Here is a 24470-nt window from a genome sequence, read left to right as displayed (position 1 = left end):
CGCTGGGAGGTGCCCCCCGAAACCGGGGGCTGCGCCCCCGGCCCCGCCTGGGGCTCCGCCCCAGACCCCGCGCCTCAAACGCCGGCGGGGCTGGACGGGGTGGTCAGCCGCGGGGTTTCAGTGGTGGGCGGAGTTTCCGGCCCAGGGGTTTCAGGCGGGCGGTCAGTGGGGTCAGCCAGGCGCGGGTTGCCGCGGCAGCAGCCGACCAGCGGGCCGTCGCCGCCCACCGCAACCGCACCCCGGAGCGCGGCAGCAGCAGCGCGCGCAGCCGGCCGGCGCGGCCGGCGCCTGCCAGCAGCGCCGCGCGGGCCGCCAGCACGTCGGCGGCCAGCCCCTCGTACGCCGCCTCACCGGCGGCGTCCGGCCGGGCGTACAGCACCCGCTCCACCGCCCCGGCGACCCGGTACACCGAAGCCGCGGCGTCCTGCTCCAGCCGCCCCAGCAGCACCAGCCGGTCGGCGGCCCGCCGCGGCGACAGCGCCCCGTCGGGGGCGATGCCCACGTCCCAGGCCGTGTCGCCCAGCTCCTCCCAGGCCGACAGCACGGCACCCGCCGCAAGCCGAAGGGCGCGGACCCGCGAACGCCACAGCAGCGGCAGCAGCGGCAGCGCCAGCAGGGCCAGTACGCCGCCGGTCCAGGCGAGGACCGCCCCCACCGACACACCGTCGTCCTTGGCTCCGGCGCCCGACTCCGGGGCCTTCTTCCCGCACTCGCCGAGCCTGGCCAGCTCCGGCGGGCAGTCGTCCGCCTTCGACGGGGCCGCCGAGGGCTGCGCCGAGCTCTGCGACGGCAGCGGCGCCGGCGCGGAGGGCTGCGCCGCGGGCCGCTCGGAGCGCGAGTAGTCCGGCAGCGTGATGCCCTGACGGGGCGTCGGCTCGAACCGGGTCCAGCCCACGCCCTCGAAGTACAGCTCCGGCCAGGCGTGCGCGTCCCGCATGGTCACGTTGACCGTGCCGTCCGACTGCTTCTCGCCGGGCGTGAAGCCGACCGCCACCCGCGCCGGGATCCCGAGCGAGCGCGACATCGCCGCCATCGAGAACGCGAAGTGGATGCAGAAGCCCTCCTTGTCGGCGAGGAACCGGGCGATCGCCTGCGGCCCCGTGCCCGAGGCCACCTTCGTGTCGTAGCGGAAGCCGCCGCCGACCGCGAACCAGTCCTGGAGCCGCACCGCCCGCGTGTAGTCGTCCTTCGCGCCCTTCGTCACCTGGCGGGCCGTCTCCGCGACGACCGGCGGCAGGTTGTCCGGCAGCTTCGTGTACTCGTCCCGGATCTCCTGCCGCGCCTCGGGCGCCGCCTGGAGCTGGGCCGCCGTCGGCCGCAGCAGCAGGCTGCGCACCGTGTACACCGCGCCCTGGACGTTCTGGAAGCGGTCCTTGGCCAGCTGGTCGCCGACCAGGGTCCGCCCGGCCGGCTCGAACCGCCACTTGCCGGGGATGTCCACGCTCGTCGCCGGGTACGGCATCGGCAGGTACCGCTGCGCGTAGCTGTCGGCCGCGGAGACGTTGGTGCGCACCTCGACGGCGTTCTGCCGGATCTGCGGGCTGAGCCCCGGCGGCACCGGCAGCTGCTCCGGCACGTCCGTCAGGGCGCGCCCGGAGGCCTCCCACTTGACGCCGTTGAACTCGTCCAGCGCCAGGATCCGCAGGTACTGCTCGCCGAGCTGCGGGCTGTCCGTGCGGTACTTCAGCACCACCCGGTTGTCCTGCGCGTTCAGGCTGCCCTGGAGGGAGACCAGCGGGTTCACCGCGGAGATCGTCCCGCCGGTCCCGCTGCCGCCGCCCTCGGCCTCGCCCTGCCCGGCCAGCAGTCCGCCGCCGAGCGAGGGCAGCGCCGCGGGCACGGTCAGCGCGATACCGAGCGCGACCGCGCCGATGCGCCGCCCGGTGCGTACGGGAGCGGTCGCCTGGCCGGAGCCGCCGCCCCCGTACCCGGAGGCCGCCGAGACCCGCCCGGGCGGCGCCCCGCCGAAGACCCGGCCCCACTGGGCCAGCCGGTCGCGGCCCTCGGCCAGCAGCAGCAACAGGTAGCCGGCGCCGGCCAGCAGGAAGGAGAACCAGGCGCCCCGGGCCCCGGTCCCGGCGGACAGCCCGGCGGCCACCGAGTACAGCGCGAGCAGCGGCAGCCCGGCCGCGGCGGCGCTCCGCAGGGTCACCGCGAGCAGGTCCACCAGCAGCCCGACCAGCAGCACGCCGGAGAGCAGGAGCAGCCGGATGCCGTCGGTCAGCGGGGCCGGGATCGCGAACTCGGCCACGTCCTGCACGCCCCGCCGGAACAGGGCGGCGAAATCGCCCACCAGGTAGGCCATCGGCCCGTCCCCCGTGGACTCGCCCTTACCCGCGAACAGCAGGGCGAGGACCAGCAGCGACACCACGACCTGCGCAGCCACGGTCAGGGCCCGCGCGAGCGGTATGCGCCGCGCCGCCGCCCCGACCCCGCTCTGCACGGCCAGCAGCAGCGCCGCCTGCAGCAGCCAGCCCGCCGACTCCACCAGCGAGGCCAGCGACCAGGAGGTCAGCAGGGTCGCCAGGAACGCGAACAGCGTGACGCGCGCCCGCCCGCTCATGCCCGGCCCCCGGCTGCACCCGAGCCCAGCGGGGCGTTGCCGGCCTGCCGCCACAGCTCCCCGAACGCGCCCCCGGGCGGCACGGCCAGGGCCGTCCAGCCCGCCGCGCGCAGCCGGTGCAGCCGCTCCTCCACCGCGGTGGGCCGACCGGCCCACAGCGCCGCATCCAGTACGAAGGCCACCGCGGCCCCGCTGCGCCCGCGCATCTTGGCCGCCAGTTCCGTCTGTACGTCGTCCAGGTCCCCGAAGAAGGCGATGAGCAGCCCGTCGCCGCCGGCCTCGCCGAAGCCCGCGCCGCCGGTGCCCGCGCCGCCGCTGCGCAGCGCGTCGTACGCGCGGGAGAGGCCGGCGCCGTCGGAGTGCCCGACGACCGCGAGGGTGTCCATCATCAGTCCGGCCGCCTCGGCGGACTCCTGCCCGCCGGAGGAGAAGCCGCCGCCCTCGCCGGGCACCGCGGTCCCCGCGTCGGTCAGCAGCCGCGACGAGAAGCCCTGCTCGAGCAGGTGGACCAGGGTGGAGGCGGCTGCGGACACGGCCCATTCGAAGGCGGAGTCGGGGCCCGCGCCCTCGAAGGCCGCGTCCCGCGTGTCCAGCAGGACGGTGGCCCGGCTGCGCTGCGGCTGCTCCTCGCGGCGGACCATCAGCTCGCCGTAGCGGGCGGTGGAGCGCCAGTGCACCCGGCGCAGGTCGTCGCCGCGCCGGTAGGTGCGCGGGATCACGTCGTCGTCGCCGGCCAGCGCCAGGGCGCGGCGGCTGCCGTCGCCGTAGCCGGAGGTCTCGCCGGCCAGCCGCACCGGCACCAGCTCCTCGGTGCGCGGGACGACGGTCAGCAGGTCGTGGCTGCTGAACGAGCGGGTCAGCTCGACCAGCCCGAACGGGTCGGTCAGCCGCAGCTGGAGCGGCCCCAGCGGGTAGCGGCCGCGCAGGTCGGAGCGGACCCGGTAGGACACCTCGCGGCGCCCGCCCGGCTCGACCCGGTCCAGGACGAAGCGGGGCCGGGGCCCGAGCACGTACGGGACCCGGTCCTGGAGCATCAGCAGGCCCGTGGGTATCCGCGAGACGTTGTCGACGCGCAGCTGCACCCGGGCCTCGGCGCCGGCGGCCACGCGCACGGGGCTGAGCAGGCGGCTGCCCGCGACCCGGTGGCGGGTGCGGTGCAGGGCGAGGACGCAGACCAGCGGCAGCGCGGCCAGCAGCAGCCCGACCCGCAGCAGCTCGCCCTGGCCCAGGACGTACGCGCACAGGCCGGCGGCGATCCCGGCGGCCAGGAAGGACCGGCCGCGGGTGGTCAGACCCGACAGCGACGCGCGCAGCCCGCCGAATCCCCGGCCGCCGGTGTCCTCGCCGCCGGCGCCGCGCGGGGCACCGGCGCCCATCAGAAGCCCCGGATGCCCGCGCCGGGCGGCACGTCGCCGCGGGAGTGCGCGGACGGCACGGGGGTGCGCTGCACGATCTCGTGGACGACCTGCTCGGCGGTGCGGCGGTTCAGCTGGGCCTGCGCGGTCGGCAGCAGGCGGTGCGCGAGGACGGGGCCGGCCAGCTGCTGGACGTCGTCGGGCAGCACGTAGTCGCGGCCGGACAGCGCGGCCGAGGCCTTCACGGCGCGCAGCAGGTGCAGGGTCGCGCGCGGCGAGGCGCCCAGGCGCAGGTCGGGGTGGCTGCGGGTCGCGGAGACCAGGTCGACGACGTAGCGCCGGACCGGCTCGGCGACGTACACCTCGCGCACGGCGTCTATGAGCTTGACGACGTCGTGTGCGTGGGCGACGGCCTGCAGGTCGTCGAGCGGGGAGAGCCCGCCGTGGACGTCGAGCATCTGCAGCTCGGCGTCCGGGCTCGGGTAGCCGACGGAGACGCGGGCCATGAAGCGGTCGCGCTGCGCCTCGGGCAGCGGGTAGGTGCCCTCCATTTCCACCGGGTTCTGGGTGGCGACCACCATGAACGGGCTCGGCAGGGCGTAGGTCGTGCCGTCGATGGTGACCTGGCGCTCCTCCATCGACTCCAGCAGCGCGGACTGGGTCTTGGGCGAGGCGCGGTTGATCTCGTCGCCGATGACGATCTGGGCGAAGATCGCGCCGGGCTTGAACTCGAACTCGCGGCGCTGCTGGTCGTAGATGCTGACGCCGGTGATGTCGGACGGCAGCAGGTCCGGGGTGAACTGGATGCGCTGCACCGAGCAGTCGATCGACTTGGCGAGGGTCTTGGCGAGCATGGTCTTGCCGACGCCGGGGACGTCCTCGATCAGCAGGTGCCCCTCGGCGAGCAGCACGGTGAGCGCGATGCGCACGACCTCGGGCTTGCCCTCGATCACGCTCTCGACGGAGCTGCGCACCCGCTCGGCCGTGCTCGTCAGATCCGCGAGGCTCGCTCTGTCGTCATAGGTCGTCACCTGGTACTCCTCGGCCCTTTCCGGCAGGGCCGACGTCCTTGGCGTATGACCGGCCCACCCCAACACGGACGCCGGCCCGGACGGTTTTCCGGGCGGCGCCATCCCGCATTCTTGACGGCCCTACGGCCTTGTGTCACTCACGAGGCGGGATCGATCTCCCGCAGGAGTCCGGTGTGCACGTCGAAGACGAAGCCTCGCACATCGTCGCGGTGGGGCAGGAAGGGGTTGGTCCGCACCCGCTGCATGGACTGGCGGACGTCCTGGTCCACGTCCCGGAAGGCCTCGACGGCCCAGGCGGGGCGCTGGCCGACCTCGTCCTCCAGCTCGTGCCGGAAGTCCTCGGTCAGGCTCTCGAGACCGCAGCCGGTGTGGTGGATGAGTATCACCGTGCGGGTGCCCAGGGCGCGCTGGCTGATGGTGAGCGAGCGGATGGTGTCGTCGGTGACCACACCGCCGGCGTTGCGGATGGTGTGGCAGTCACCGAGCTCGAGACCGAGGGCGGCGTGGAGGTCGAGACGGGCGTCCATGCAGGCCACGACCGCCACCTGCAGGACGGGGCGGGCGTCCATGCCCGGGTCCCGGAACTGCGCGGCGTACGTGCGGTTCGCCGCTACCAGTCGGTCGGTGACGGATCCGCCTGCGGATGCCTCGGTGGTGGACTCTGCGGGGAGGGATGCGGAGGTCGTCATGCCTACGACGTTAGTGGTCACCGCTGGTAAAGGCATGGAGAGAGGATGGACAAAGAACGTCAACCTGCCTTGTTGTGAGCTAACCCACAAGGGTGGGCCGGGGGCGGCCGACCGGGTGATTCGCGGCTTTCGGGGGTTCCGGGCGAGGTGGACGGGCGGCACGCGGGGCGGTTCGTTGACCGCGGCGACCGTTGCACTAAAGTGACGCGAACCGGCCGGAGCCCGGCCCCACCGGCCGCCCGGCCCCTTGGTAACACTCCGCGTGTGCGGCGCGGCGTCCGCCGGCCGCGCCGTTACTTGAGAGGGCGCTTTGACCAGCGAGTCCCGACATGTCCCGGTGATGCTCCAGCGGTGCCTGGACCTGTTGGCCCCGGCGCTCCAGGCGCCGGGAGCCGTCGTCGTCGACTGCACCCTCGGCCTCGGAGGCCACAGCGAGGCCCTGCTGACCCGGTTCCCCGAGGCCCGCCTGATCGGCCTCGACCGCGACAAGGAGGCCCTGCGGCTCTCCGGCGAGCGGCTCGCGCCCTTCGGCGACCGGGCCACCCTCGTCCACGCCGTCTACGACGAGCTGCCGGCCGTACTGGACCGCCTCGGCATCCCGACCGTCCAGGGCGTCCTCTTCGACCTCGGCGTCTCCTCCATGCAGCTCGACGAGGCCGACCGCGGGTTCGCGTACGCCCAGGACGCGCCCCTGGACATGCGCATGGACCAGACGACCGGGATCAGCGCCGCCGAGGTGCTCAACACCTACCCGGCGGGCGAGCTTGTACGGATCCTGCGCCAGTACGGCGAGGAGAAGCAGGCCAAGCGGATCGTCTCGGCGATCGTGCGCGAGCGCGAGAAGCAGCCGTTCGACAACAGCGCGCGGCTGGTCGAGCTGATCCGCGACGCCCTGCCGCAGGCCGCCAAGCGGACGGGCGGCAACCCGGCCAAGCGGACCTTCCAGGCGCTGCGGATCGAGGTCAACGGCGAGCTGTCGGTCCTGGAGCGGGCCATTCCGGCGGCCGTGGACCGGATCGCCGTCGGCGGCCGGATCGCCGTGCTGTCGTACCACTCGCTGGAGGACCGCCTCGTCAAGCAGGTCTTCGCCGCGGGCGCTACCTCCACCGCGCCGCCCGGGCTGCCGGTGGTGCCCGAGAAGTACCAGCCCAAGCTGAAGCTCCTCACGCGCGGGGCGGAACTGCCCACCGAGGAGGAGATCGCCGAGAACCGGCGGGCCGCGCCGGCCCGCTTCCGCGGGGTCGAGCGGATCCGGGAGGCGGACCTGTGAGCAAAGCCGGGGGCGCGGGCGCGGGCGGGGGTGCCGGAGGGCTCGGGCGGCTGCGCGGGGGCTCCGGGCAGGCGGCGCGGACGCCGTTCGTCCTGCTGGTCGTCGCGCTGCTCGCCGGCGGTCTGATCAGCCTGCTCCTGCTGAACTCGGCGCTGAACCAGGGCTCCTTCCAGCTGGCCCGGCTGAAGAAGGAGACCACCGCGCTCACGGACGAGGAGCAGGCGCTCCAGCGGGACGTGGACGCCTACTCGCAGCCGGATGCGCTGCAGCGGCGGGCGCAGGAGCTCGGGATGGTGCCCGGCGGGACCCCCGTGTTCATCGGGCCGGACGGGGAGGTGTCCGGGAACGCCGTGGTCGCCGAGACGCCGGTGGCTTCGCCGTCGCCCTCGGCCTCGCCCTCGCCTTCGGCCGCGGCTGCGGGGGCCCCGGCGGCTGCCGTCCCGAGTCCCGCCGGTCCGCCGGCCGTCGTGCCGCCCTCCGCGGCGGCGAGCCCCCAGCCCAGCCCGGCCCCCGGAAGGTGACGTCGTGACGCGGCCCCCTGCGGGACTTTTCCCCACCCCGCCCTTTCACCGTTTCCCGGGGCTCCGCCCCGGACCCGTCGCCTCAAGCGCCGGCGGGGCTGGGACGGTCCCGGGGCTCCGCCCCGGACCCCGCGCCTCAAACGCCGGCGGGGCTGGATCAGCCTCGAGCGCCGGCGGGGCTGGATTCGTGGGGGTGGGGCTGTGAGTTCGATGGGTGGGCGGCGGGTGCCGCGGCCCGGAGGGGAGCGGGCTCGGGTCGATGCTCGGGGCGGGGATCGCCCGCGGGTCGATGCCGGGCGGCGCGGCGCCGGCGGGCGGGGGCCGCACACCATTCGGCTCGGGAGTCCCAAGCCGCGGCTGCGGCTGGTCGGCGTCGGCCTGACGCTGGTGATGCTGGCCTTCGTCGTACGGCTGCTCCAGGTGCAGGCCGTCGACGCCTCCGCGTACTCCGCCAAGGCCTCCGAGAACCGGTTCACCAGCTACACCCTGGCCGCCGAGCGCGGCGAGATCACCGACCGCAAGGGCGTCGCCCTCGCCACCAGCGTCGACGCGTACGACATCACCGCCGACCCGAAGATGTTCACCCCGCAGGAGAGCAAGGCCCCCGACGCCCCCGAGCAGGCGGCCGCCCTCCTCGCCCCCATTCTCGGCACGGACGCCGGCGCGCTCGCCGGCAAGCTGCGGACGAAGAACAGCCGCTACGTGATCCTGGCGCGCCGCCAGACCCCCCAGGTCTGGAACCAGATCAAGGACCTCAAGCGGGTCTTCGCCGAGAAGGCCGCCGCCGACAAGCGGGCCAACGGCCCCGGCGCCAACGTCCTGGCCGGCGTCTTCAACGAGGACAGCAGCAAGCGCGTGTACCCCAACGGGGACCTCGCCGCCGGGATACTGGGCTACGTCAACGCCGAGGGCAAGGGCGCCGGCGGCCTGGAGTCCGCCCTCGACAAGAAGCTCTCCGGCAAGGACGGCGAGATCACCTACGCCCAGTCCGGCGGCCGCCGCGTGCCCACCGCCGGGTCCAGCGAGAAGCCCGCCGTGCCCGGCGCGGACGTCGAGCTGACCATCGACCGCGACATCCAGTGGGCGGCGCAGAGCGCCATCGCCGAGCAGGTCAAGAAGTCCGAGGCCGACCGCGGCTACGTCATCGTCCAGGACACCCGCACCGGGGAGGTCCTGGCCATGGCCAACGCCCCCGGCTTCGACCCCAACGACCTGTCGAAGGCCAGCTCCGCGGCCATGGGCAACGCGGCGCTCCAGGACGTCTACGAGCCCGGCTCCACCGCCAAGGTCATCTCGATGGCCGCGGTGCTGGAGGAGAAGAAGGCCACCCCCGAGACCCACGTCGAGGTCCCCAACCGGCTACACCGGGGCGACCGGCTCTTCAAGGACGACATCGACCACCCGACCTGGTACCTGACCCTCAACGGGGTCCTCGCCAAGTCCTCGAACATCGGCACCATCCTCGCCACCGGCCAGCTCGGGGCCACCCAGCCCGAGGCCAACCGGGTCCTGTACTCCTACCTGACCCGGTTCGGCATCGGGCAGCCCACCGGCCTGAACTACCCGGGCGAGTCCCGCGGCCTGCTCGCCCGGCCCGAGTCCTGGTCCACCTCCCAGCAGTACACGATCCCCTTCGGCCAGGGCCTGTCCCTCAACGCCATGCAGGCGGCCTCCGTGTACTCGACGATCGCCAACGGGGGCGTCCGGATCGAGCCGACCCTGGTCCGCGGCACCAAGGGCCCCGACGGCCGCTTCACCCCCGCCCCCGCCCCCGCACAGACCCGCGTGATCAGCAAGGAGACCGCCCACACCCTGTCCGAGATGCTCGAATCCGTCGTCGACGACCAGGAGGGCACGGGAACCAAGGCGAAGATCCCCGGCTACCGGGTCGGCGGCAAGACCGGCACCTCCAACCGGGTGGATCCGGCCACCGGCCGCTACAAGGGCTACACCGCCTCCTTCGCCGGCTTCGCCCCCGCCGACAACCCCCGCATCACCGTCTACTGCGCCATCCAGAACCCGACCAAGGGCAGCTACTTCGGCGGCCAGATCTGCGGACCCATCTACAAGAAGGTCATGGAGTTCGCCCTGAAGACCCTCCAGGTCGCCCCCACGGGAAGCGCCCCCGCGGGCCTGCCCGTCACCTACGACGCCGGCCCGCAGGCCGCACCCCCGACCGCCCCGCAGCCCAGCCCGCAGCCCGGTCAGTGACCCGGCCCGCCGGCCCGAACCGCCTGAGGCACAATCAGTGACAACGATCACCCCGAAACCCGGGAACCAGTCCGCCGAAGCCGCCCCGGCCGGGCCCTCGCTTGGCTACCGGCCCGCCGCGCCGGGTACGCTCACCGCCGTGCCCCACGCTGATCAGCCCAGAACCACCCAGAAAGACGCCCCGGCAACGCCGCCGGGTGCGCCCCGGCCCGTGACCGCCCGTCCGAGCGCGCTCGGCGAGCTGGCGGCCCTGCTGGGTCTCGACGCCCCCGCCCCCGGCGCCGCGCAGCAGGCGCAGCCGCAGATCACCGGCATCACGCACGACTCCCGTGCCGTGCGCCCCGGCGACCTGTACGCCGCCCTGCCGGGCGCCCGGATGCACGGCGCCGACTTCGCGGCCCAGGCGGCCGCCCTCGGCGCCGCGGCCGTGCTGACCGATCCGGCGGGCGCCGAGCGCGCCGCCGCGACCGGACTGCCGGTCCTGGCGGTCGAGGACCCGCGCGGCCGGATGGGCGCCCTCGCCGCCGCGATCTACGGCCGCCCCGGCGAGGGCCTGCTCCAGATCGGCATCACCGGCACCTCCGGCAAGACCACCACGGCGTACCTCGTCGAGGGCGGACTGCGCGGCGCGGGCCGGACGACCGGACTCGTCGGCACGGTCGAGATGCGCATCGGCGACGAGCGCATCAAGTCCGAGCGGACCACCCCCGAGGCCACCGACCTCCAGGCGCTCTTCGCGGTCATGCGCGAACGCGGCGTCGAGGCCGTTGCCATGGAGGTCTCCAGCCACGCCCTCGTGCTCGGCCGGGTCGACGGCTGCGTCTTCGACGTCGCCGTCTTCAACAACCTGAGCCCGGAGCACATGGAATTCCACTCCGACATGGAGGACTACTTCCGGGCCAAGGCCGAGCTCTTCACCGAGCGCCGCGCCCGCCTGGGCGTGGTCAACATCGACGACGAGTACGGCCGCCGCCTGGCCAAGGAGTCGGCGATCCCGGTCGTCACCTTCTCCGCCGCCGGCGACCCGGCCGCCGACTGGCGCGCCGAGGACGTCGTCTTCGGGCACATGGACTCCACCCTGACCGTGCTCGGCCCGAACGGGGAGCGCGTGAGCGCCAGGGCCCCGCTGCCCGGCCCGTTCAACGTGGCCAACACCGTCGCCGCGATCGCCACGCTCGCCGCCGCGGGCCTGGACCCGCAGACCGCCGCCGACGGCGTCGCCGCCGTCCCCGGGGTCCCGGGCCGGCTGGAGCGGGTCGACGCGGGGCAGCCGTACCTCGCCGTCGTGGACTACGCGCACAAGACCGACGCCGTCGAGTCGGTGCTGCGCGCCCTGCGCGAGGTCACCGCCGGCAGGCTGCACATCGTGCTCGGCTGCGGCGGCGACCGAGACACCACCAAGCGCGGCCCGATGGGCGCGGCCGCCGCCCGGTTCGCCGACACCGCCGTGCTGACCTCCGACAACCCGCGCTCCGAGGACCCGCTGAAGATCCTCGCCGCGATGTTCGAGGGCGCCGTCTCCGTCCCCGCCGAGGAGCGCGGCACGGTCCTCGTCGACGCCGACCGCGCCGCGGCCATCGCCGCGGCCGTCGCCCGGGCCGAGCCCGGCGACACCGTGCTGGTGGCCGGCAAGGGCCACGAACAGGGCCAGGACACCGCCGGTGTCGTACGCCCCTTCGACGACCGCGCGGTGCTCCGCGCCGCGATCGAGGCACAGGCAGCGCACACCGCGCAGCCGCACGAGCGAAGCGTCCCCCAGGCCGAGGTGAACCAGTGATCGCCCTCTCCCTCGCCGAGATCGCCGACATCACCGGCGGGCGGCCCCACGACATACCGGATCCGTCCGTGCGGATCACCGGTCCCGTCGTCATCGACTCCCGCCAGGTGGAGGCCGGCAGCCTGTTCGCCGCCTTCGCCGGCGAGCACGTCGACGGCCACGACTACGCCGAGCGCGCCGTCGCCGCCGGCGCCGCGGCCGTCCTCGCCGCCCGGCCCGTCGGCGTACCCGCGATCGTCGTCGCCGACGTCGAGAAGGCCCTCGGCGCCCTCGCCCGGGCCGTCGTCGAGCGCCTGGGCACCGATGTGGTGGCCCTGACCGGCTCCGCCGGCAAGACCTCCACCAAGGACCTCATCGCCCAGGTGCTCCAGGCCCACGCGCCCACCGTGTGGACGCCCGGCTCCCTCAACAACGAGATCGGCCTGCCCCTCACCGCGCTGCGCGCCACCGAGGAGACCCGGCACCTGGTATTGGAGATGGGCGCCCGCGGCATCGGGCACATCGCCTACCTCACCGGCCTGACCCCGCCCCGCATCGGCCTCGTCCTCAACGTCGGCACCGCCCACATCGGCGAGTTCGGCGGCCGCGAGCAGATCGCCGTGGCCAAGGGAGAGCTGGTCGAGGCCCTGCCGGCCGCGGCCGACGGCGGCGTGGCCGTCCTCAACGCCGACGACCCGCTGGTGCGTGCGATGTCCGCCCGGACCAAGGCCCGTACGGTGCTCTTCGGCGAGGCCGAGGACGCCGACGTACGGGCCACCGAGGTCCGGATGACACCTGCGGGACAGCCCTCCTTCACACTTCACACACCCACCGGGTGCGGCGAAGTGACCTTGCGCCTGTACGGTGAGCACCACGTGTCGAACGCGCTCGCAGCGGCCGCCGTCGCCCACACGCTGGGCATGTCCGTCGAGGAGATCGCCACCGCGCTCTCCGGGGCGGGCACGTTGTCCCGGTGGCGGATGGAGGTCACCGAGCGGTCGGACGGCGTTACGGTCGTCAACGACGCCTACAACGCGAACCCCGAGTCCATGCGGGCCGCACTGCGTGCGCTGGCCGCCATGGGCGGCGCCGCCAGGGCGAACGGGGGACGCACGTGGGCGGTGCTCGGTCCCATGGCCGAGCTCGGAGACGCCTCGCTGGCCGAGCACGACGCGGTGGGACGGCTTGCCGTCCGGCTCAACGTGAGCAAGCTCGTCGCAGTCGGGGGCAGGGAAGCGTCCTGGCTGCAACTGGGCGCCTATAACGAGGGTTCGTGGGGTGAGGAGTCGGTGCTCGTGTCCGACGCGCAGGCGGCGATCGACCTGTTGCGCAGTGAACTGCGCCCGGGGGACGTCGTGCTGGTGAAGGCTTCCAGGTCGATCGGCCTGGAGCGGGTCGCTCAGGCGCTGCTGGTCGGCGAGGGCGAGGGTGCCGGCCGATGAGGCAGATCCTGTTCGCGGGTGTCATCGGTATGTTCCTCACCGTCGTCGGCACCCCGCTGCTGATCAAGCTGCTGGCCCGCAAGGGCTACGGCCAGTTCATCCGTGACGACGGCCCGCGCGGCCACGCGGGGAAGAAGGGCACGCCCACCATGGGCGGTATCTCCTTCATCCTGGCCACGCTCATCGCGTACGCCCTGACGAAGGTGATCACGGGCAGCCAGCCGACGTTCTCCGGCGTGCTGGTGCTGTTCCTGATGGCGGGCATGGGCCTGGTCGGTTACCTCGACGACTACATCAAGATCGTCAAGCGGCGTTCGCTGGGCCTGCGGGCCAAGGCCAAGATGGCCGGCCAGCTGATCGTCGGCATCGCCTTCGCCGTTCTCGCGCTGCAGTTCAAGGACGCCCGCGGCAACGCCCCGGCCTCCACCAAGCTGTCCTTCGTCACGGACTTCGGCTGGTCGATCGGCCCGGTGCTCTTCGTGGTCTGGGCCCTGTTCATGATCCTGGCCATGTCCAACGGCGTGAACCTGACCGACGGCCTGGACGGCCTGGCCACCGGCGCCGCCGTGATGGTCTTCGGCGCCTACACGTTCATCGGCGTCTGGCAGTTCCAGGAGTCCTGCGCCAACGCGCAGACCCTGACCAACCCCAACGCGTGCTTCGAGGTGCGCGACCCACTGGACCTCGCGATCGTCGCGTCCGCGCTCATGGGCGCCTGCTTCGGCTTCCTGTGGTGGAACACCTCGCCCGCCAAGATCTTCATGGGTGACACCGGCTCGCTGGCCCTCGGCGGCGCGCTCGCCGGCCTCGCGATCTGCTCCCGCACGGAGTTCCTGATCGCCCTCCTCGGCGGCCTGTTCGTGCTCATCACCCTGTCGGTCGTCATCCAGGTCGGCTCCTTCCGCCTCACCGGCAAGCGCGTCTTCCGGATGGCACCGCTGCAGCACCACTTCGAACTCAAGGGCTGGTCCGAAGTCCTCGTGGTGGTCCGCTTCTGGATCATCCAGGGCATGTGCGTGATCGTGGGCCTCGGACTCTTCTACGCGGGATGGGCAGCCGACAAGTGACCTCCTGGCAGGGCAAGAACATCACCGTCGCCGGTCTCGGCGTGAGCGGCATCAGCGCCGCCCGCGCCCTGGCCGGCCTCGGCGCATCCGTGACCGTGGTGGACGGCGGCGACGGCGAGGGCCACCGGGCCAAGGCCGCGGAACTCGGCGAACTGGGCATCTCCGTCCGCCTCGGCGACGCCGAGACCCTCCCCGAGGGCACCGACCTGGTCGTCACCTCGCCCGGCTGGAAGCCCGGCAGCCCGCTGTTCGAGGCCGCCGCGAAGGCCGGCGTCGACGTGGTCGGGGACGTGGAGATCGCCTGGCAGCTGCGCGGGGTCCGTCCCGGCCGCAAGCCCGCCGAGTGGCTCGCCATCACCGGCACCAACGGCAAGACCACCACGACCCAGATGCTCGCCTCGATCCTGAGGGCCGCAGGGCTGAAGACGGCGGCCGTCGGCAACATCGGCACCCCGATCATCGACGTCGTCCTCGGCGAGGAGGAGTACGACGTCCTCGCCGTCGAGCTCTCCAGCTACCAGCTGCACTGGGCGCCCTCGGTGCGCGCCCATTCGGCGGCCGTGCTGAACCTGGCCCCCGACCACCTCGACTGGCACGGCTCGATGGAGGCGTACGCCGCCGACAAGGGCCGCATCTACGAGGGCAACACCGTCGCCTGCGTCTACAACGTGGCCGACCCGGCCACCGAGCGCCTCGTCGAGGAGGCCGACGTCGAGGAGGGCTGCCGCGCCATCGGCTTCACCCTCGGCGCCCCGGGCCCCTCCATGCTGGGCGTCGTCGACGGCATCCTCGTCGACCGGGCCTTCGTCGAGAACCGGCAGAAGAACGCCCAGGAGCTCGCCGAGGTCGCCGACGTCAACCCGCCGGCCCCGCACAACATCGCCAACGCCCTCGCCGCGGCGGCCCTGGCCCGCGCCTTCGGCGTCGCACCGCGCGCGGTCCGCGACGGGCTGCGCGACTTCCGCCCGGACGCGCACCGCGTCGCGTACGTGGACGAGGTCGGCGGGGTCGCGTACGTCGACGACTCCAAGGCCACCAACACGCACGCCGCCGAGGCCTCCCTGGCCGCGTACGAGCCCGTGGTGTGGATCGCGGGCGGCCTCGCCAAGGGCGCGACCTTCGACGAGCTGGTGCAGAAGTCGGCGAAGCGGCTGCGCGGCGCGGTGCTGATCGGCGCCGACCGGGCGCTGATCGCCGAGGCGCTGGCGCGACACGCCCCCGAGGTCCCGGTCGTCGACCTCGACCGGACCGACACTGGGGCGATGCTCGCAGCGGTCCGGGAAGCGGCCCGGCTCGCCGAACCCGGCGACACGGTTCTGCTGGCACCCGCCTGTGCCTCGATGGACATGTTCGCGAACTACAACGAGCGCGGGGACGCATTCGCGGACGCGGTGCGCGAACTGGCCGCCGAGAGCGCCTAGGTCAGGCAGGAGGATCCTTCCCGACCGGCTGCTCGCAGCGTACGAGTGGAGGGGAAGGTCACAGATGCCGGCCAAGCAGGTGCTGCCCGGGCGGCGGCCGTCCGCCGGGAAGTCCGCGGGGTCCGCGAAAGGTGCCGGGGCCGTCCGGCCGCAGGCCCAGGGCCGCAGACGGCCTGCACTGGGCCTGCGGCGGCCCGCCGGGGGCGGGCCGCTGACCCGGCTGCGGCGCACGCAGCGGCAGTTGGCGCGGGCCTGGGACCGACCTCTCACCGCGTATTACCTGATTTTCGGCAGCTCGCTGCTCATCACCGTGCTCGGCCTGGTGATGGTCTACTCCGCTTCCATGATCAAGGCGCTCCAGCTGGGCCTGGGCGACGCGTACTTCTTCAAGAAGCAGTTCCTGGCCGCCCTGATCGGCACCGGGCTGCTGCTCGTCGCCTCCCGGATGCCGGTCAAGCTCCACCGGGCGCTGTCCTATCCCGTGCTCGCCGGAACCCTGTTCCTCATGGTGCTGGTGCAGGTTCCCGGGATAGGGGTGTCGATCAACGGCAACCAGAATTGGATCTCCCTTGGCGGTCCGTTCATGCTCCAGCCCAGTGAGTTCGGCAAGCTGGCGCTGATCCTGTGGGGCGCCGACCTGCTGGCCCGCAAGGGCGACAAGGAGCTGCTGAGCCAGTGGAAGCACCTGCTGGTGCCGCTGGTCCCGGTGGCCTTCCTGCTGCTCGGGCTGATCATGCTGGGCGGCGACATGGGCACCGCGATGATCCTCGGGGCCGTCCTGTTCGGCCTGCTGTGGCTGGCCGGGGCCCCGACACGGATGTTCGTGGGGGTCCTGGGCTTCGCGGGTGTGATCGTCGCACTGCTCATCAAGACCAGCCCGCACCGGATGGACCGGCTCGCCTGCATCGGCGCGACCGATCCCGGCAGGAACGACCTGTGCTGGCAGGCCGTGCACGGGATCTACGCCCTCGCATCCGGCGGATGGTTCGGTTCCGGTTTGGGGGCCAGTGTGGAAAAATGGGGGCAACTGCCCGAAGCCCACACCGACTTCATCTTCGCCATCACCGGGGAGGAACTGGGACTGGCGGGGACGCTGTCGGTACTCGCCCTGTTCGCGGCTCTAGGCTATGCGGGTATCCGCGTGGCCGGACGCACGGAGGACTCCTTCGTACGCTATGCCGCGGGAGGCGTGACCACCTGGATCACGGCCCAGGCCGTGATCAACATCGGTGCGGTGCTCGGCCTGCTGCCGATCGCCGGTGTCCCGCTCCCGCTCTTCTCGTACGGAGGGTCCGCGCTGCTGCCGACCATGTTCGCGGTCGGACTGCTCATCGCCTTCGCGCGGGAGGAGCCGGCCGCACGCGCGGCGCTCGCGATGCGCCGGCCCAGGAAGGGCCGGAAGTGGAGCGGGCAGAGATGGAAGTCGATGAGACGGCGCGTCAAGAGGCGTCCGTCCGGAGAGCGGTGAATTTCGGTGCATGTCGTACTCGCCGGTGGGGGGACCGCCGGCCACATCGAGCCGGCGCTCGCCCTCGCGGACGCCCTGCGCAGGCAGGACCCTTCCGTGGGCATCACAGCCCTCGGCACCGAGCGCGGGCTGGAGACCCGCCTGGTGCCCGAGCGCGGCTATGAGCTGGGCCTGATCCCAGCCGTCCCGCTGCCCCGCAAGCCCACCCCCGAGCTCATCACCGTCCCGGGGCGGCTGCGCGGCACCATCAAGGCGGCCGAGGAGATCCTGGAGCGCACCAAGGCCGACGCCGTCGTCGGCTTCGGCGGCTACGTGGCCCTGCCCGGCTACCTCGCGGCCAAGCGGCTCGGCGTGCCGATCATCGTCCACGAGGCCAACGCCCGCCCCGGCCTGGCCAACAAGATCGGCTCCCGCTACGCGCACGCCGTCGCGGTCTCCACGCCCGACAGCAAGCTGCGCGGCGCCCGCTACGTGGGCATCCCGCTGCGCCGCACCATCTCCACCCTGGACCGCGCCGCCGTCCGCCCCGAGGCGCGCGCCGCGTTCGGCCTGGACCCCAACCTGCCGACCCTGCTGGTCTCCGGCGGCTCGCAGGGCGCCCGCCGCCTCAACGAGACCATCCAGCAGGTCGCGCCGACCCTCCAGCGCTCCGGCGTCCAGATCCTCCACGCGGTCGGCCCGAAGAACGAACTGCCGCACGTGGACAACATGCCCGGGATGCCGCCCTATGTCCCGGTACCGTACGTGGACCGGATGGACCTCGCGTACGCCGCCGCCGACATGATGCTGTGCCGGGCGGGCGCGATGACCGTCGCCGAACTCTCCGCCGTCGGGCTTCCGGCCGCGTACGTCCCGCTGCCGATCGGCAACGGCGAACAGCGGCTCAACGCCCAGCCGGTGGTCAAGGCCGGCGGCGGCCTGCTCGTCGACGACGCGGAGCTGACGCCCGAGTGGGTGCTCGGCAACGTCCTGCCGGTGCTGTCCGACCCGCACCGCCTGTACGAGATGTCCCGCGCGGCCGCCGAGTTCGGCCGCCGGGACGCCGACGAGCTGCTGGTCGCGATGGTGTACGAGGCGATCGCGGCACACCGGACCCGCTGAGGCGGGAAGGCACCGACGCAGGAGGCAGGCGTGGCCGGACCGAAGACCACACGGCGCGGGACCCCGTTCCCCGACCGGTCCGGCCGCCCTGCCCGCGCGGGCAAAGGGCCAGGCTCCCCGAAGCCGCCCACCTCGCCCACCTCGTCGAAGCCGTCGAAGTCGTCGAAGCAGTCCAAGCAGCCCAAGGCCCCGAACGGGCCGAAGGCCGCCAATCCCTCCAAGCCGGCCGAGAAGTCCAAGGCGCCCAGGGTGCCGAAGGGGCCCGGCGGGGCGGGCCGCGCCCTCCTCCGCGTCCTCGGGCGGATGCGCCGCCGGGGCCGCCTGCTGGTCCTGCTCGCCGCCGTGGCGCTGCTGGCCGGCGGCGTCTGCTGGGTGCTGTACGGCTCCTCCTGGCTGCGCGTCGAGAAGGTGAGCGCGAGCGGCACCCAGGTGCTCACTCCCGAACAGGTGCTGGCCGCCGCGGCCGTGCCGGTCGGGGCCCCGCTGGTGGGCGTGGACACCGACGAGATCGCGGGCCGGGTCCGCAGCCGGCTGCCCCGTGTCGATTCGGTCGATGTCGTGCGGTCCTGGCCGCACGGAATCGGGCTGAAAGTGACGGAGCGCAAACCCGTCCTGCTCATCAAAAAGGACGCCAACTTCGTGGAAGTGGACGCAACGGGTGTCCGCTTCGACACGGTTGCGAAAGCACCCGCCGGCGTTCCCGTCCTCGAATTGGGCGCGGCGCAGTCGCCGAGCGGCCGCCGCTTCGACGAGGAGCGGCTGCTGCACGAGGCGGTGGGCGTCGCCGCGGGGCTCCCGGAGGCGGTCGCGGCGCAGACGGTGCAGGTCAAGGTGGGCTCGTACGACTCGGTCGTGCTGGAGTTGACCGGGCGGCGCTCGGTGGTGTGGGGGAGCGGCGAACAGGGCGAGGCGAAGGGCCGTGCGCTGACCGCCCTGCTGAAAGCCGCACCGAAGGCGGCCCACTTCGACGTGAGCGTCCCCACCGCCCCCGCGGTGTCCGGGAGTTGACGTCAGGTCGAACAGCGACGCACCCTGGTTGGCCACCGATACGGGTGATCACATAGGGTGAAAAGAAAAACGGGAGGTTCGGCGTGTTCGTTGAACACGCGCTACTTGTCGACTTAGTGTCCTGTTCGGAAGAGTCCAGGGATCAGGCACATACTTAACCCTAAACTTCAGGGTTAGGGTTCGGGTCGGCGCGTTCGGACCGTCCCACATTTCGGCATCAGTCGTCGCACCGCAGGCCCGCGAGGCGGCGACACGTAACTCGAGGCGAGAGGCCTTCGACGTGGCAGCACCGCAGAACTACCTCGCAGTCATCAAGGTCATCGGTGTCGGCGGCGGTGGTGTCAATGCCATCAACCGAATGATCGAGGTCGGTCTCAAGGGCGTCGAGTTCATCGCCATCAACACGGACGCGCAGGCGCTGTTGATGAGCGACGCCGACGTCAAGCTCGACGTCGGCCGTGAACTCACCCGCGGCCTCGGCGCCGGCGCCAACCCGGCAGTCGGTCGCAAGGCGGCAGAGGACCACCGTGAGGAGATCGAGGAGGTCCTCAAGGGGGCCGACATGGTCTTCGTCACCGCCGGCGAGGGCGGTGGCACCGGCACCGGCGGCGCCCCCGTCGTCGCCAACATCGCGCGCTCGCTCGGCGCCCTGACGATCGGTGTGGTCACCCGGCCGTTCACCTTCGAGGGCCGGCGCCGCGCCAACCAGGCGGAGGACGGCATCGCCGAGCTCCGCGAAGAGGTCGACACCCTCATCGTCATCCCGAACGACCGCCTGCTGTCCATCTCGGACCGCCAGGTCTCGGTGCTCGACGCCTTCAAGTCGGCCGACCAGGTCCTGCTCTCCGGCGTCCAGGGCATCACCGACCTCATCACCACCCCCGGCCTGATCAACCTCGACTTCGCCGACGTCAAGTCCGTGATGTCCGAGGCAGGCTCGGCCCTCATGGGCATCGGCTCCGCCCGCGGCGACGACCGCGCGGTCGCCGCCGCCGAGATGGCCATCTCCTCCCCGCTGCTGGAGGCGTCCATCGACGGCGCCCGCGGCGTGCTGCTCTCCATCTCCGGCGGCTCCGACCTCGGCCTCTTCGAGATCAACGAGGCCGCCCAGCTGGTCAGCGAGGCCGCCCACCCCGAGGCGAACATCATCTTCGGCGCCGTCATCGACGACGCGCTCGGCGACGAGGTGCGCGTCACCGTCATCGCGGCCGGCTTCGACGGCGGACAGCCGCCGGCCCGCCGGGACAACGTCATCGGCGCCGCGTCCACCAAGCGCGAGGAGCCCGCCCCCGCCCCGGTCCGCGCGGCCGAGCCGGTGCGCCCCGCGTTCGGCGGACTGGGCACGGTCACCCCGCGCGAGGAGCCCCCGGCCCCGGTCGAGCCGGCCCCCGTCGAGGTGGCGGCGCCCGCGCCGCAGGTCCCCACGGCCCGGCCCTACCAGGACAGCCCGGCCGAGGAGCTGGACGTTCCGGACTTCTTGAAGTGAGACTCGGGCAGCACATCGAGAACGGCGCCCACTTCGCCTTCACCGACCGGTGGGGCGGGGTGAGCGCCGTTCCGTACGAGGAGCTCAACCTCGGCGGCGCGGTCGGGGACGACCCGACCGCCGTACTCGCCAACCGGGCGCTCGCGGCGGAGGCCCTGGGCATCGCACCCGACCACGTGGTCTGGATGAACCAGGTGCACGGCCGCGACGTGGCGGTGGTCCCCGGACCCTGGGGCGCCGCCGCCGACATCCCGCAGGTGGACGCGGTGGTGACCGCCCGCCGGGGCCTCGCCCTCGCGGTGCTCACCGCCGACTGCACGCCGGTGCTGCTGGCCGACCCCGTCGCCGGGGTCGCCGGCGCCGCCCACGCCGGGCGGCCCGGACTGGTCGCCGGAGTGGTGCCCGCCGCCGTCGAGGCGATGGTCGCCCTCGGGGCCGAGCCCGGACGGATCATCGCCCGCACCGGCCCGGCGGTCTGCGGCCGCTGCTACGAGGTTCCCGCCGAGATGCGCGACGAGGTGGCCGCGGTGGTGCCCGAGGCCCGGGCCGAAACCAGCTGGGGAACGCCAGCCGTCGACGTCGTCGCCGGGGTGCACGCCCAGCTCGAGGGGCTGGGGGTGGTGAACCGCCACCGCTCGACGGTCTGCACACTGGAGTCGCGGGATCATTTCTCGTACCGCCGCGACCGGGTGACCGGGCGGCTTGCCGGATATGTCTGGTTGGACTAGGTGATGACGGATCGTAAGTCGGAGCTCGCGGAGAACCTGGCCCGGGTGGAGGACCGCATCTCGTCCGCCTGTGCCGCCGCGGGGCGCGAGCGGGAAGAGGTGACGCTCATCGTGGTCACCAAGACCTACCCCGCGAGCGACGTACGACTGCTGGCGGAGCTGGGCGTCCGTCATGTTGCGGAGAATCGCGACCAGGACGCCGCCCCCAAGGCCGCGGCCTGCGCGGATCTGCCGCTGCGCTGGCACTTCGTCGGCCAGTTGCAGACGAACAAAGTCCGTTCCGTTGCGCAATACGCGCATGTGGTGCAGTCGGTCGACCGGCCCCGACTGGTCACCGCGCTCTCGGCGGCCGCCGAGCAGAGCGGACGGGAGCTCGGCTGCCTCGTGCAGATCGCCCTCGACGCGGAGTCGGGGGAGCGCGGCAGCCGGGGCGGGGCCGCTGCGGAGCAGCTCACCGAGCTCGCGGAGCTCGTGGCCGCGGCGCCCGGGCTGCGGTTGGACGGCGTGATGACGGTGGCTCCGCTGGTCGGACCGTACGCGGGACGCGAACGGGCCGCCTTCGAGCGGCTGATGGAATTGTCATCCCGCCTGCGCGCGGACCATCCGGCTGCCACGATGGTGTCGGCCGGGATGAGTGCAGACCTGGAACAGGCCGTTGCGGCCGGTGCGACACATGTACGCGTCGGCACTGCGGTACTCGGCGCGAGACCCCGGCTCGGGTAACGTCGCGAAGAAAGTCGGACCACAGCAGAAAATATGGTCATTCCCGCTGATGGGCGGGCAGACCGCGTGGATCGCGGGCAGTTGGTGACTTCGGTGACACAGCGACACACCTGCGACAGGGCGATCCACCACAGAGCGGAGGACTCGGAGAATGGCCGGCGCGATGCGCAAGATGGCGGTCTACCTCGGCCTCGTGGAGGACGACCGGTACGACAACCCGGGATACGACCCGGACGACGAATTCGAACCCGAGCCGGAACCGGAGCGGGACCGCCGGCGCCAGCAGCCCGTGCACCAAGCACCCGTACCGGACGAACCGGTACGAGCCGTACAACCCCCGGCGCAGCGGGAGCCCACCCCCTTGCCGGTGGAAAGCGGACGTCCTGCGCGAATCGCCCCCGTGGCATCCATCACACCTGAACGAACGAACCTGGAGAAGAACGCCCCCGTGATCATGCCCAAGGTCGTCTCCGAGCGGGAGCCGTACCGCATCACGACGCTGCACCCCCGGACCTACAACGAGGCCCGTACCATCGGGGAACACTTCCGTGAGGGCACCCCGGTGATCATGAACCTCACGGAGATGGACGACACGGACGCAAAGCGACTTGTCGACTTTGCCGCCGGTCTCGTGTTCGGATTGCACGGCAGCATTGAACGCGTGACACAGAAGGTGTTCCTGCTCTCGCCTGCTAACGTCGATGTCACGGCGGAGGACAAGGCCCGCATCGCGGAGGGCGGGTTCTTCAACCAAAGCTAGACCGATCCGTCAGGCACGGGGGACCGGGAAACAGAGCAGGAACAGAGCTAGAGCAGGGGAGAGGGAAGCGCGGGATGGGCGTCGCACTGCAGGTGGTGTACATCGCGCTGATGTGCTTCCTCATCGTGCTGATCTTCCGGCTGGTCATGGACTACGTCTTCCAGTTCGCACGTTCGTGGACACCCGGCAAGGCGATGGTGGTCGTCCTGGAGGCGACCTACACTGTGACCGATCCGCCGCTCAAGCTTCTCCGGCGCTTTATCCCGCCGTTGCGTCTCGGGGGCGTGGCACTCGACCTGTCCTTCTTCGTGCTGATGATCATCGTTTACATCCTCATCAGTTTCGTGAGCACCGCTGCGAGAAGCGTGTGAACGATGAGCATTCCCGCAGGCGCGGGGACAGTCCCGATACGGTCTTGCCGACTGCCGACGACTACGTAGAGGTGAAGAAGACATGCCGCTGACTCCCGAGGACGTGCGGAACAAGCAGTTCACGACCGTCCGCCTCCGAGAAGGCTATGACGAGGACGAGGTCGATGCCTTCCTCGACGAGGTCGAGGCCGAACTGACGCGCCTGCTGCGCGAGAACGAGGACCTGCGCGCCAAGCTGGCCGCAGCGACCCGTGCCGCCGCGCAGAACCAGCAGCAGCAGGGCATGCGCAAGCCGGAACCCCAGGACCAGCGCCCCGGTGGCCCCGTGCCCGCGGCCATATCCGGCCCGCCGGCCCAGCAGGGTCCGCCGCAGATGGGTCCGCCGCAGCTCCCGGGCGGCCAGCCGCAGCTTCCGGCCGGCCCCGGCGGCCCCGGCCCGCAGGGCCCCGGCGGCCCCGGCCCCATGGGCGGCCCCATGCAGCCCATGGGCCAGCAGATGCAGCAGATGGGTCAGCAGTCCATGGGCGGCCAGAACCCGCTCGGCCAGCAGATGCAGCCCATGGGGCAGCAGATGCAGCCGATGGGCCAGCAGATGCAGCCCATGGGCCAGCAGATGCAGCCGATGCAGCCCCAGCAGCCGCAGCTCCCGCAGCAGGGCCCCGGCGGCGACAGCGCCGCCCGCGTCCTGTCCCTGGCGCAGCAGACCGCCGACCAGGCGATCGCGGAGGCCCGCTCCGAGGCCAACAAGATCGTCGGCGAGGCGCGCAGCCGCGCCGAGGGCCTCGAGCGCGACGCTCGCGCCAAGGCCGATGCGCTGGAGCGGGACGCCCAGGAGAAGCACCGCGTCGCGATGGGCTCCCTGGAGTCCGCGCGGGCCACGCTGGAGCGCAAGGTCGAGGACCTGCGGGGCTTCGAGCGTGAGTACCGTACGCGACTGAAGTCCTACCTGGAGTCGCAGCTGCGCCAGCTCGAGACCCAGGCCGACGACTCCCTGGCCCCGCCGCGGAACCCGGCCGGTCCGGCGCTGCCGCCGTCGCCGACGCCGTCGATGGCTCCGGCCGGTGCGATGGGGCACTCCATGGGCGGTCCGTCGCCGATGAGCAGCCCCTCCCCGATGGGCGGTCCCTCCCCGATGGGCGGGCCCTCGTACGGTGGGCAGCAGCAGATGTCCCCGGCGATGACCCAGCCGATGGCTCCGGTGCGGCCGGCTGCGCCGCAGCCGATGCAGGCGCCGTCGCCCATGCGGGGCTTCCTGATCGACGAGGACGACAACTGACGTAGCCCTCGGCAGTCACTACGGGCCGGGCCCGGGTTCCACGGAACCCGGGCCCGGCCCGTTCCCGTACCGGCCTGCTCCGCCGCTGCGGGCTGCGGGTTGCGGGCTGCCGCTGCGCGGAGCCTGTCCCCTCCCCGCCCCTTCCCGAAACCGGGCTCCGCCCGGACCCGGTTCCGTGCGCTCCGCGCCCGGTGCGCTCAAACGCCGCGCGGGCTGGATTTTG

The 24470-nt window shown here is 72.7% G+C and carries 20 protein-coding genes; 16 read left to right on the top strand and 4 right to left on the bottom strand.

What is annotated here, in order from left to right; translation table 11 throughout:
* Window positions 1-103: 103 nt before the first annotated feature.
* From ABZ924_RS32470 to ABZ924_RS32455, 4 genes are all read right to left on the bottom strand, one after another.
* On the bottom strand, window positions 104-2563 hold the full coding sequence (locus ABZ924_RS32470) for a DUF3488 and transglutaminase-like domain-containing protein (protein ID WP_361917879.1): 2460 nt from the start codon (window positions 2561-2563) through the stop codon (window positions 104-106).
* The gene (locus ABZ924_RS32465; protein WP_361917876.1) at window positions 2560-3939 is read right to left on the bottom strand and encodes a DUF58 domain-containing protein; all 1380 of its coding nucleotides are present in this window, start codon (window positions 3937-3939) and stop codon (window positions 2560-2562) included. The genes ABZ924_RS32470 and ABZ924_RS32465 overlap by 4 nt, the downstream gene beginning before the upstream one ends.
* Window positions 3939-4949, bottom strand: a complete 1011-nt coding sequence (locus ABZ924_RS32460) for a MoxR family ATPase (protein WP_361917873.1) — start codon at window positions 4947-4949, stop codon at window positions 3939-3941. The genes ABZ924_RS32465 and ABZ924_RS32460 overlap by 1 nt, the downstream gene beginning before the upstream one ends.
* A 137-nt stretch (window positions 4950-5086) precedes the next feature.
* On the bottom strand, window positions 5087-5638 hold the full coding sequence (locus ABZ924_RS32455) for a carbonic anhydrase (RefSeq protein ID WP_361917870.1): 552 nt from the start codon (window positions 5636-5638) through the stop codon (window positions 5087-5089).
* Window positions 5639-5948: 310 nt separating this feature from the next.
* On the opposite strand from ABZ924_RS32455, the gene rsmH reads away from it, so the two are divergent.
* The 16 genes from rsmH to ABZ924_RS32375 all read left to right on the top strand — a co-directional run bounded on the left by rsmH (window position 5949) and on the right by ABZ924_RS32375 (window position 24247).
* On the top strand, window positions 5949-6908 hold the full coding sequence (rsmH, locus tag ABZ924_RS32450; protein ID WP_361917867.1) for a 16S rRNA (cytosine(1402)-N(4))-methyltransferase RsmH: 960 nt from the start codon (window positions 5949-5951) through the stop codon (window positions 6906-6908).
* Window positions 6909-6958: 50 nt separating this feature from the next.
* Entirely contained in the window at window positions 6959-7429 is a 471-nt protein-coding gene (locus ABZ924_RS32445; RefSeq protein ID WP_361917888.1) for a hypothetical protein, read from the top strand.
* Between the two features lie 390 nt (window positions 7430-7819).
* The gene (locus ABZ924_RS32440; protein ID WP_361917885.1) at window positions 7820-9640 is read left to right on the top strand and encodes a penicillin-binding protein 2; all 1821 of its coding nucleotides are present in this window, start codon (window positions 7820-7822) and stop codon (window positions 9638-9640) included.
* Window positions 9641-9677: 37 nt separating this feature from the next.
* Window positions 9678-11417, top strand: a complete 1740-nt coding sequence (locus tag ABZ924_RS32435) for a UDP-N-acetylmuramoyl-L-alanyl-D-glutamate--2,6-diaminopimelate ligase (protein ID WP_361917864.1) — start codon at window positions 9678-9680, stop codon at window positions 11415-11417.
* Complete coding sequence (gene murF / locus ABZ924_RS32430; RefSeq protein ID WP_361917861.1) at window positions 11414-12838, top strand: UDP-N-acetylmuramoyl-tripeptide--D-alanyl-D-alanine ligase; 1425 nt, start codon at window positions 11414-11416, stop codon at window positions 12836-12838. The genes ABZ924_RS32435 and murF overlap by 4 nt, the downstream gene beginning before the upstream one ends.
* On the top strand, window positions 12835-13905 hold the full coding sequence (mraY, locus tag ABZ924_RS32425) for a phospho-N-acetylmuramoyl-pentapeptide-transferase (protein WP_361917858.1): 1071 nt from the start codon (window positions 12835-12837) through the stop codon (window positions 13903-13905). The genes murF and mraY overlap by 4 nt, the downstream gene beginning before the upstream one ends.
* Window positions 13887-15326 (top strand): UDP-N-acetylmuramoyl-L-alanine--D-glutamate ligase, encoded by a 1440-nt coding sequence (gene murD, locus ABZ924_RS32420; RefSeq protein WP_361917855.1) that lies wholly within the window; start codon window positions 13887-13889, stop codon window positions 15324-15326. Before mraY ends, murD begins: the two co-directional genes overlap by 19 nt.
* A gap of 64 nt (window positions 15327-15390) precedes the next feature.
* On the top strand, window positions 15391-16794 hold the full coding sequence (gene ftsW, locus ABZ924_RS32415; RefSeq protein ID WP_361917852.1) for a putative lipid II flippase FtsW: 1404 nt from the start codon (window positions 15391-15393) through the stop codon (window positions 16792-16794).
* A gap of 6 nt (window positions 16795-16800) precedes the next feature.
* Window positions 16801-17895, top strand: a complete 1095-nt coding sequence (gene murG / locus ABZ924_RS32410) for an undecaprenyldiphospho-muramoylpentapeptide beta-N-acetylglucosaminyltransferase (protein ID WP_361917849.1) — start codon at window positions 16801-16803, stop codon at window positions 17893-17895.
* Between the two features lie 249 nt (window positions 17896-18144).
* Window positions 18145-18903, top strand: a complete 759-nt coding sequence (locus ABZ924_RS32405) for an FtsQ-type POTRA domain-containing protein (RefSeq protein WP_361917882.1) — start codon at window positions 18145-18147, stop codon at window positions 18901-18903.
* Window positions 18904-19183: 280 nt separating this feature from the next.
* Entirely contained in the window at window positions 19184-20389 is a 1206-nt protein-coding gene (gene ftsZ, locus ABZ924_RS32400; RefSeq protein ID WP_361917846.1) for a cell division protein FtsZ, read from the top strand.
* Window positions 20386-21117, top strand: coding sequence for a peptidoglycan editing factor PgeF (gene pgeF / locus ABZ924_RS32395; RefSeq protein ID WP_361917843.1), 732 nt, complete (start codon window positions 20386-20388; stop codon window positions 21115-21117). The genes ftsZ and pgeF overlap by 4 nt, the downstream gene beginning before the upstream one ends.
* Before the next feature lie 3 nt (window positions 21118-21120).
* Window positions 21121-21840 carry a YggS family pyridoxal phosphate-dependent enzyme gene (locus ABZ924_RS32390; RefSeq protein WP_361917840.1) on the top strand — a complete coding sequence of 240 codons (720 nt, stop codon included), beginning with the start codon at window positions 21121-21123 and terminating at the stop codon, window positions 21838-21840.
* Window positions 21841-21991: 151 nt separating this feature from the next.
* Complete coding sequence (gene sepF / locus ABZ924_RS32385; protein WP_361917837.1) at window positions 21992-22600, top strand: cell division protein SepF; 609 nt, start codon at window positions 21992-21994, stop codon at window positions 22598-22600.
* Between the two features lie 74 nt (window positions 22601-22674).
* The gene (locus ABZ924_RS32380; RefSeq protein WP_030155988.1) at window positions 22675-22971 is read left to right on the top strand and encodes a YggT family protein; all 297 of its coding nucleotides are present in this window, start codon (window positions 22675-22677) and stop codon (window positions 22969-22971) included.
* An 82-nt stretch (window positions 22972-23053) separates the two neighbouring features.
* Complete coding sequence (locus ABZ924_RS32375) at window positions 23054-24247, top strand: DivIVA domain-containing protein (protein WP_361917834.1); 1194 nt, start codon at window positions 23054-23056, stop codon at window positions 24245-24247.
* The last annotated feature ends 223 nt before the right edge of the window (window positions 24248-24470 follow it).

The sequence above is a fragment of the Streptomyces sp. NPDC046876 genome (assembly GCF_040645035.1).
In the GTDB taxonomy this organism is placed as follows: domain Bacteria; phylum Actinomycetota; class Actinomycetes; order Streptomycetales; family Streptomycetaceae; genus Streptomyces.
Note: the sequence above shows the minus strand (reverse complement) of the source record. Positions and strands in the feature narration are given on the sequence as shown.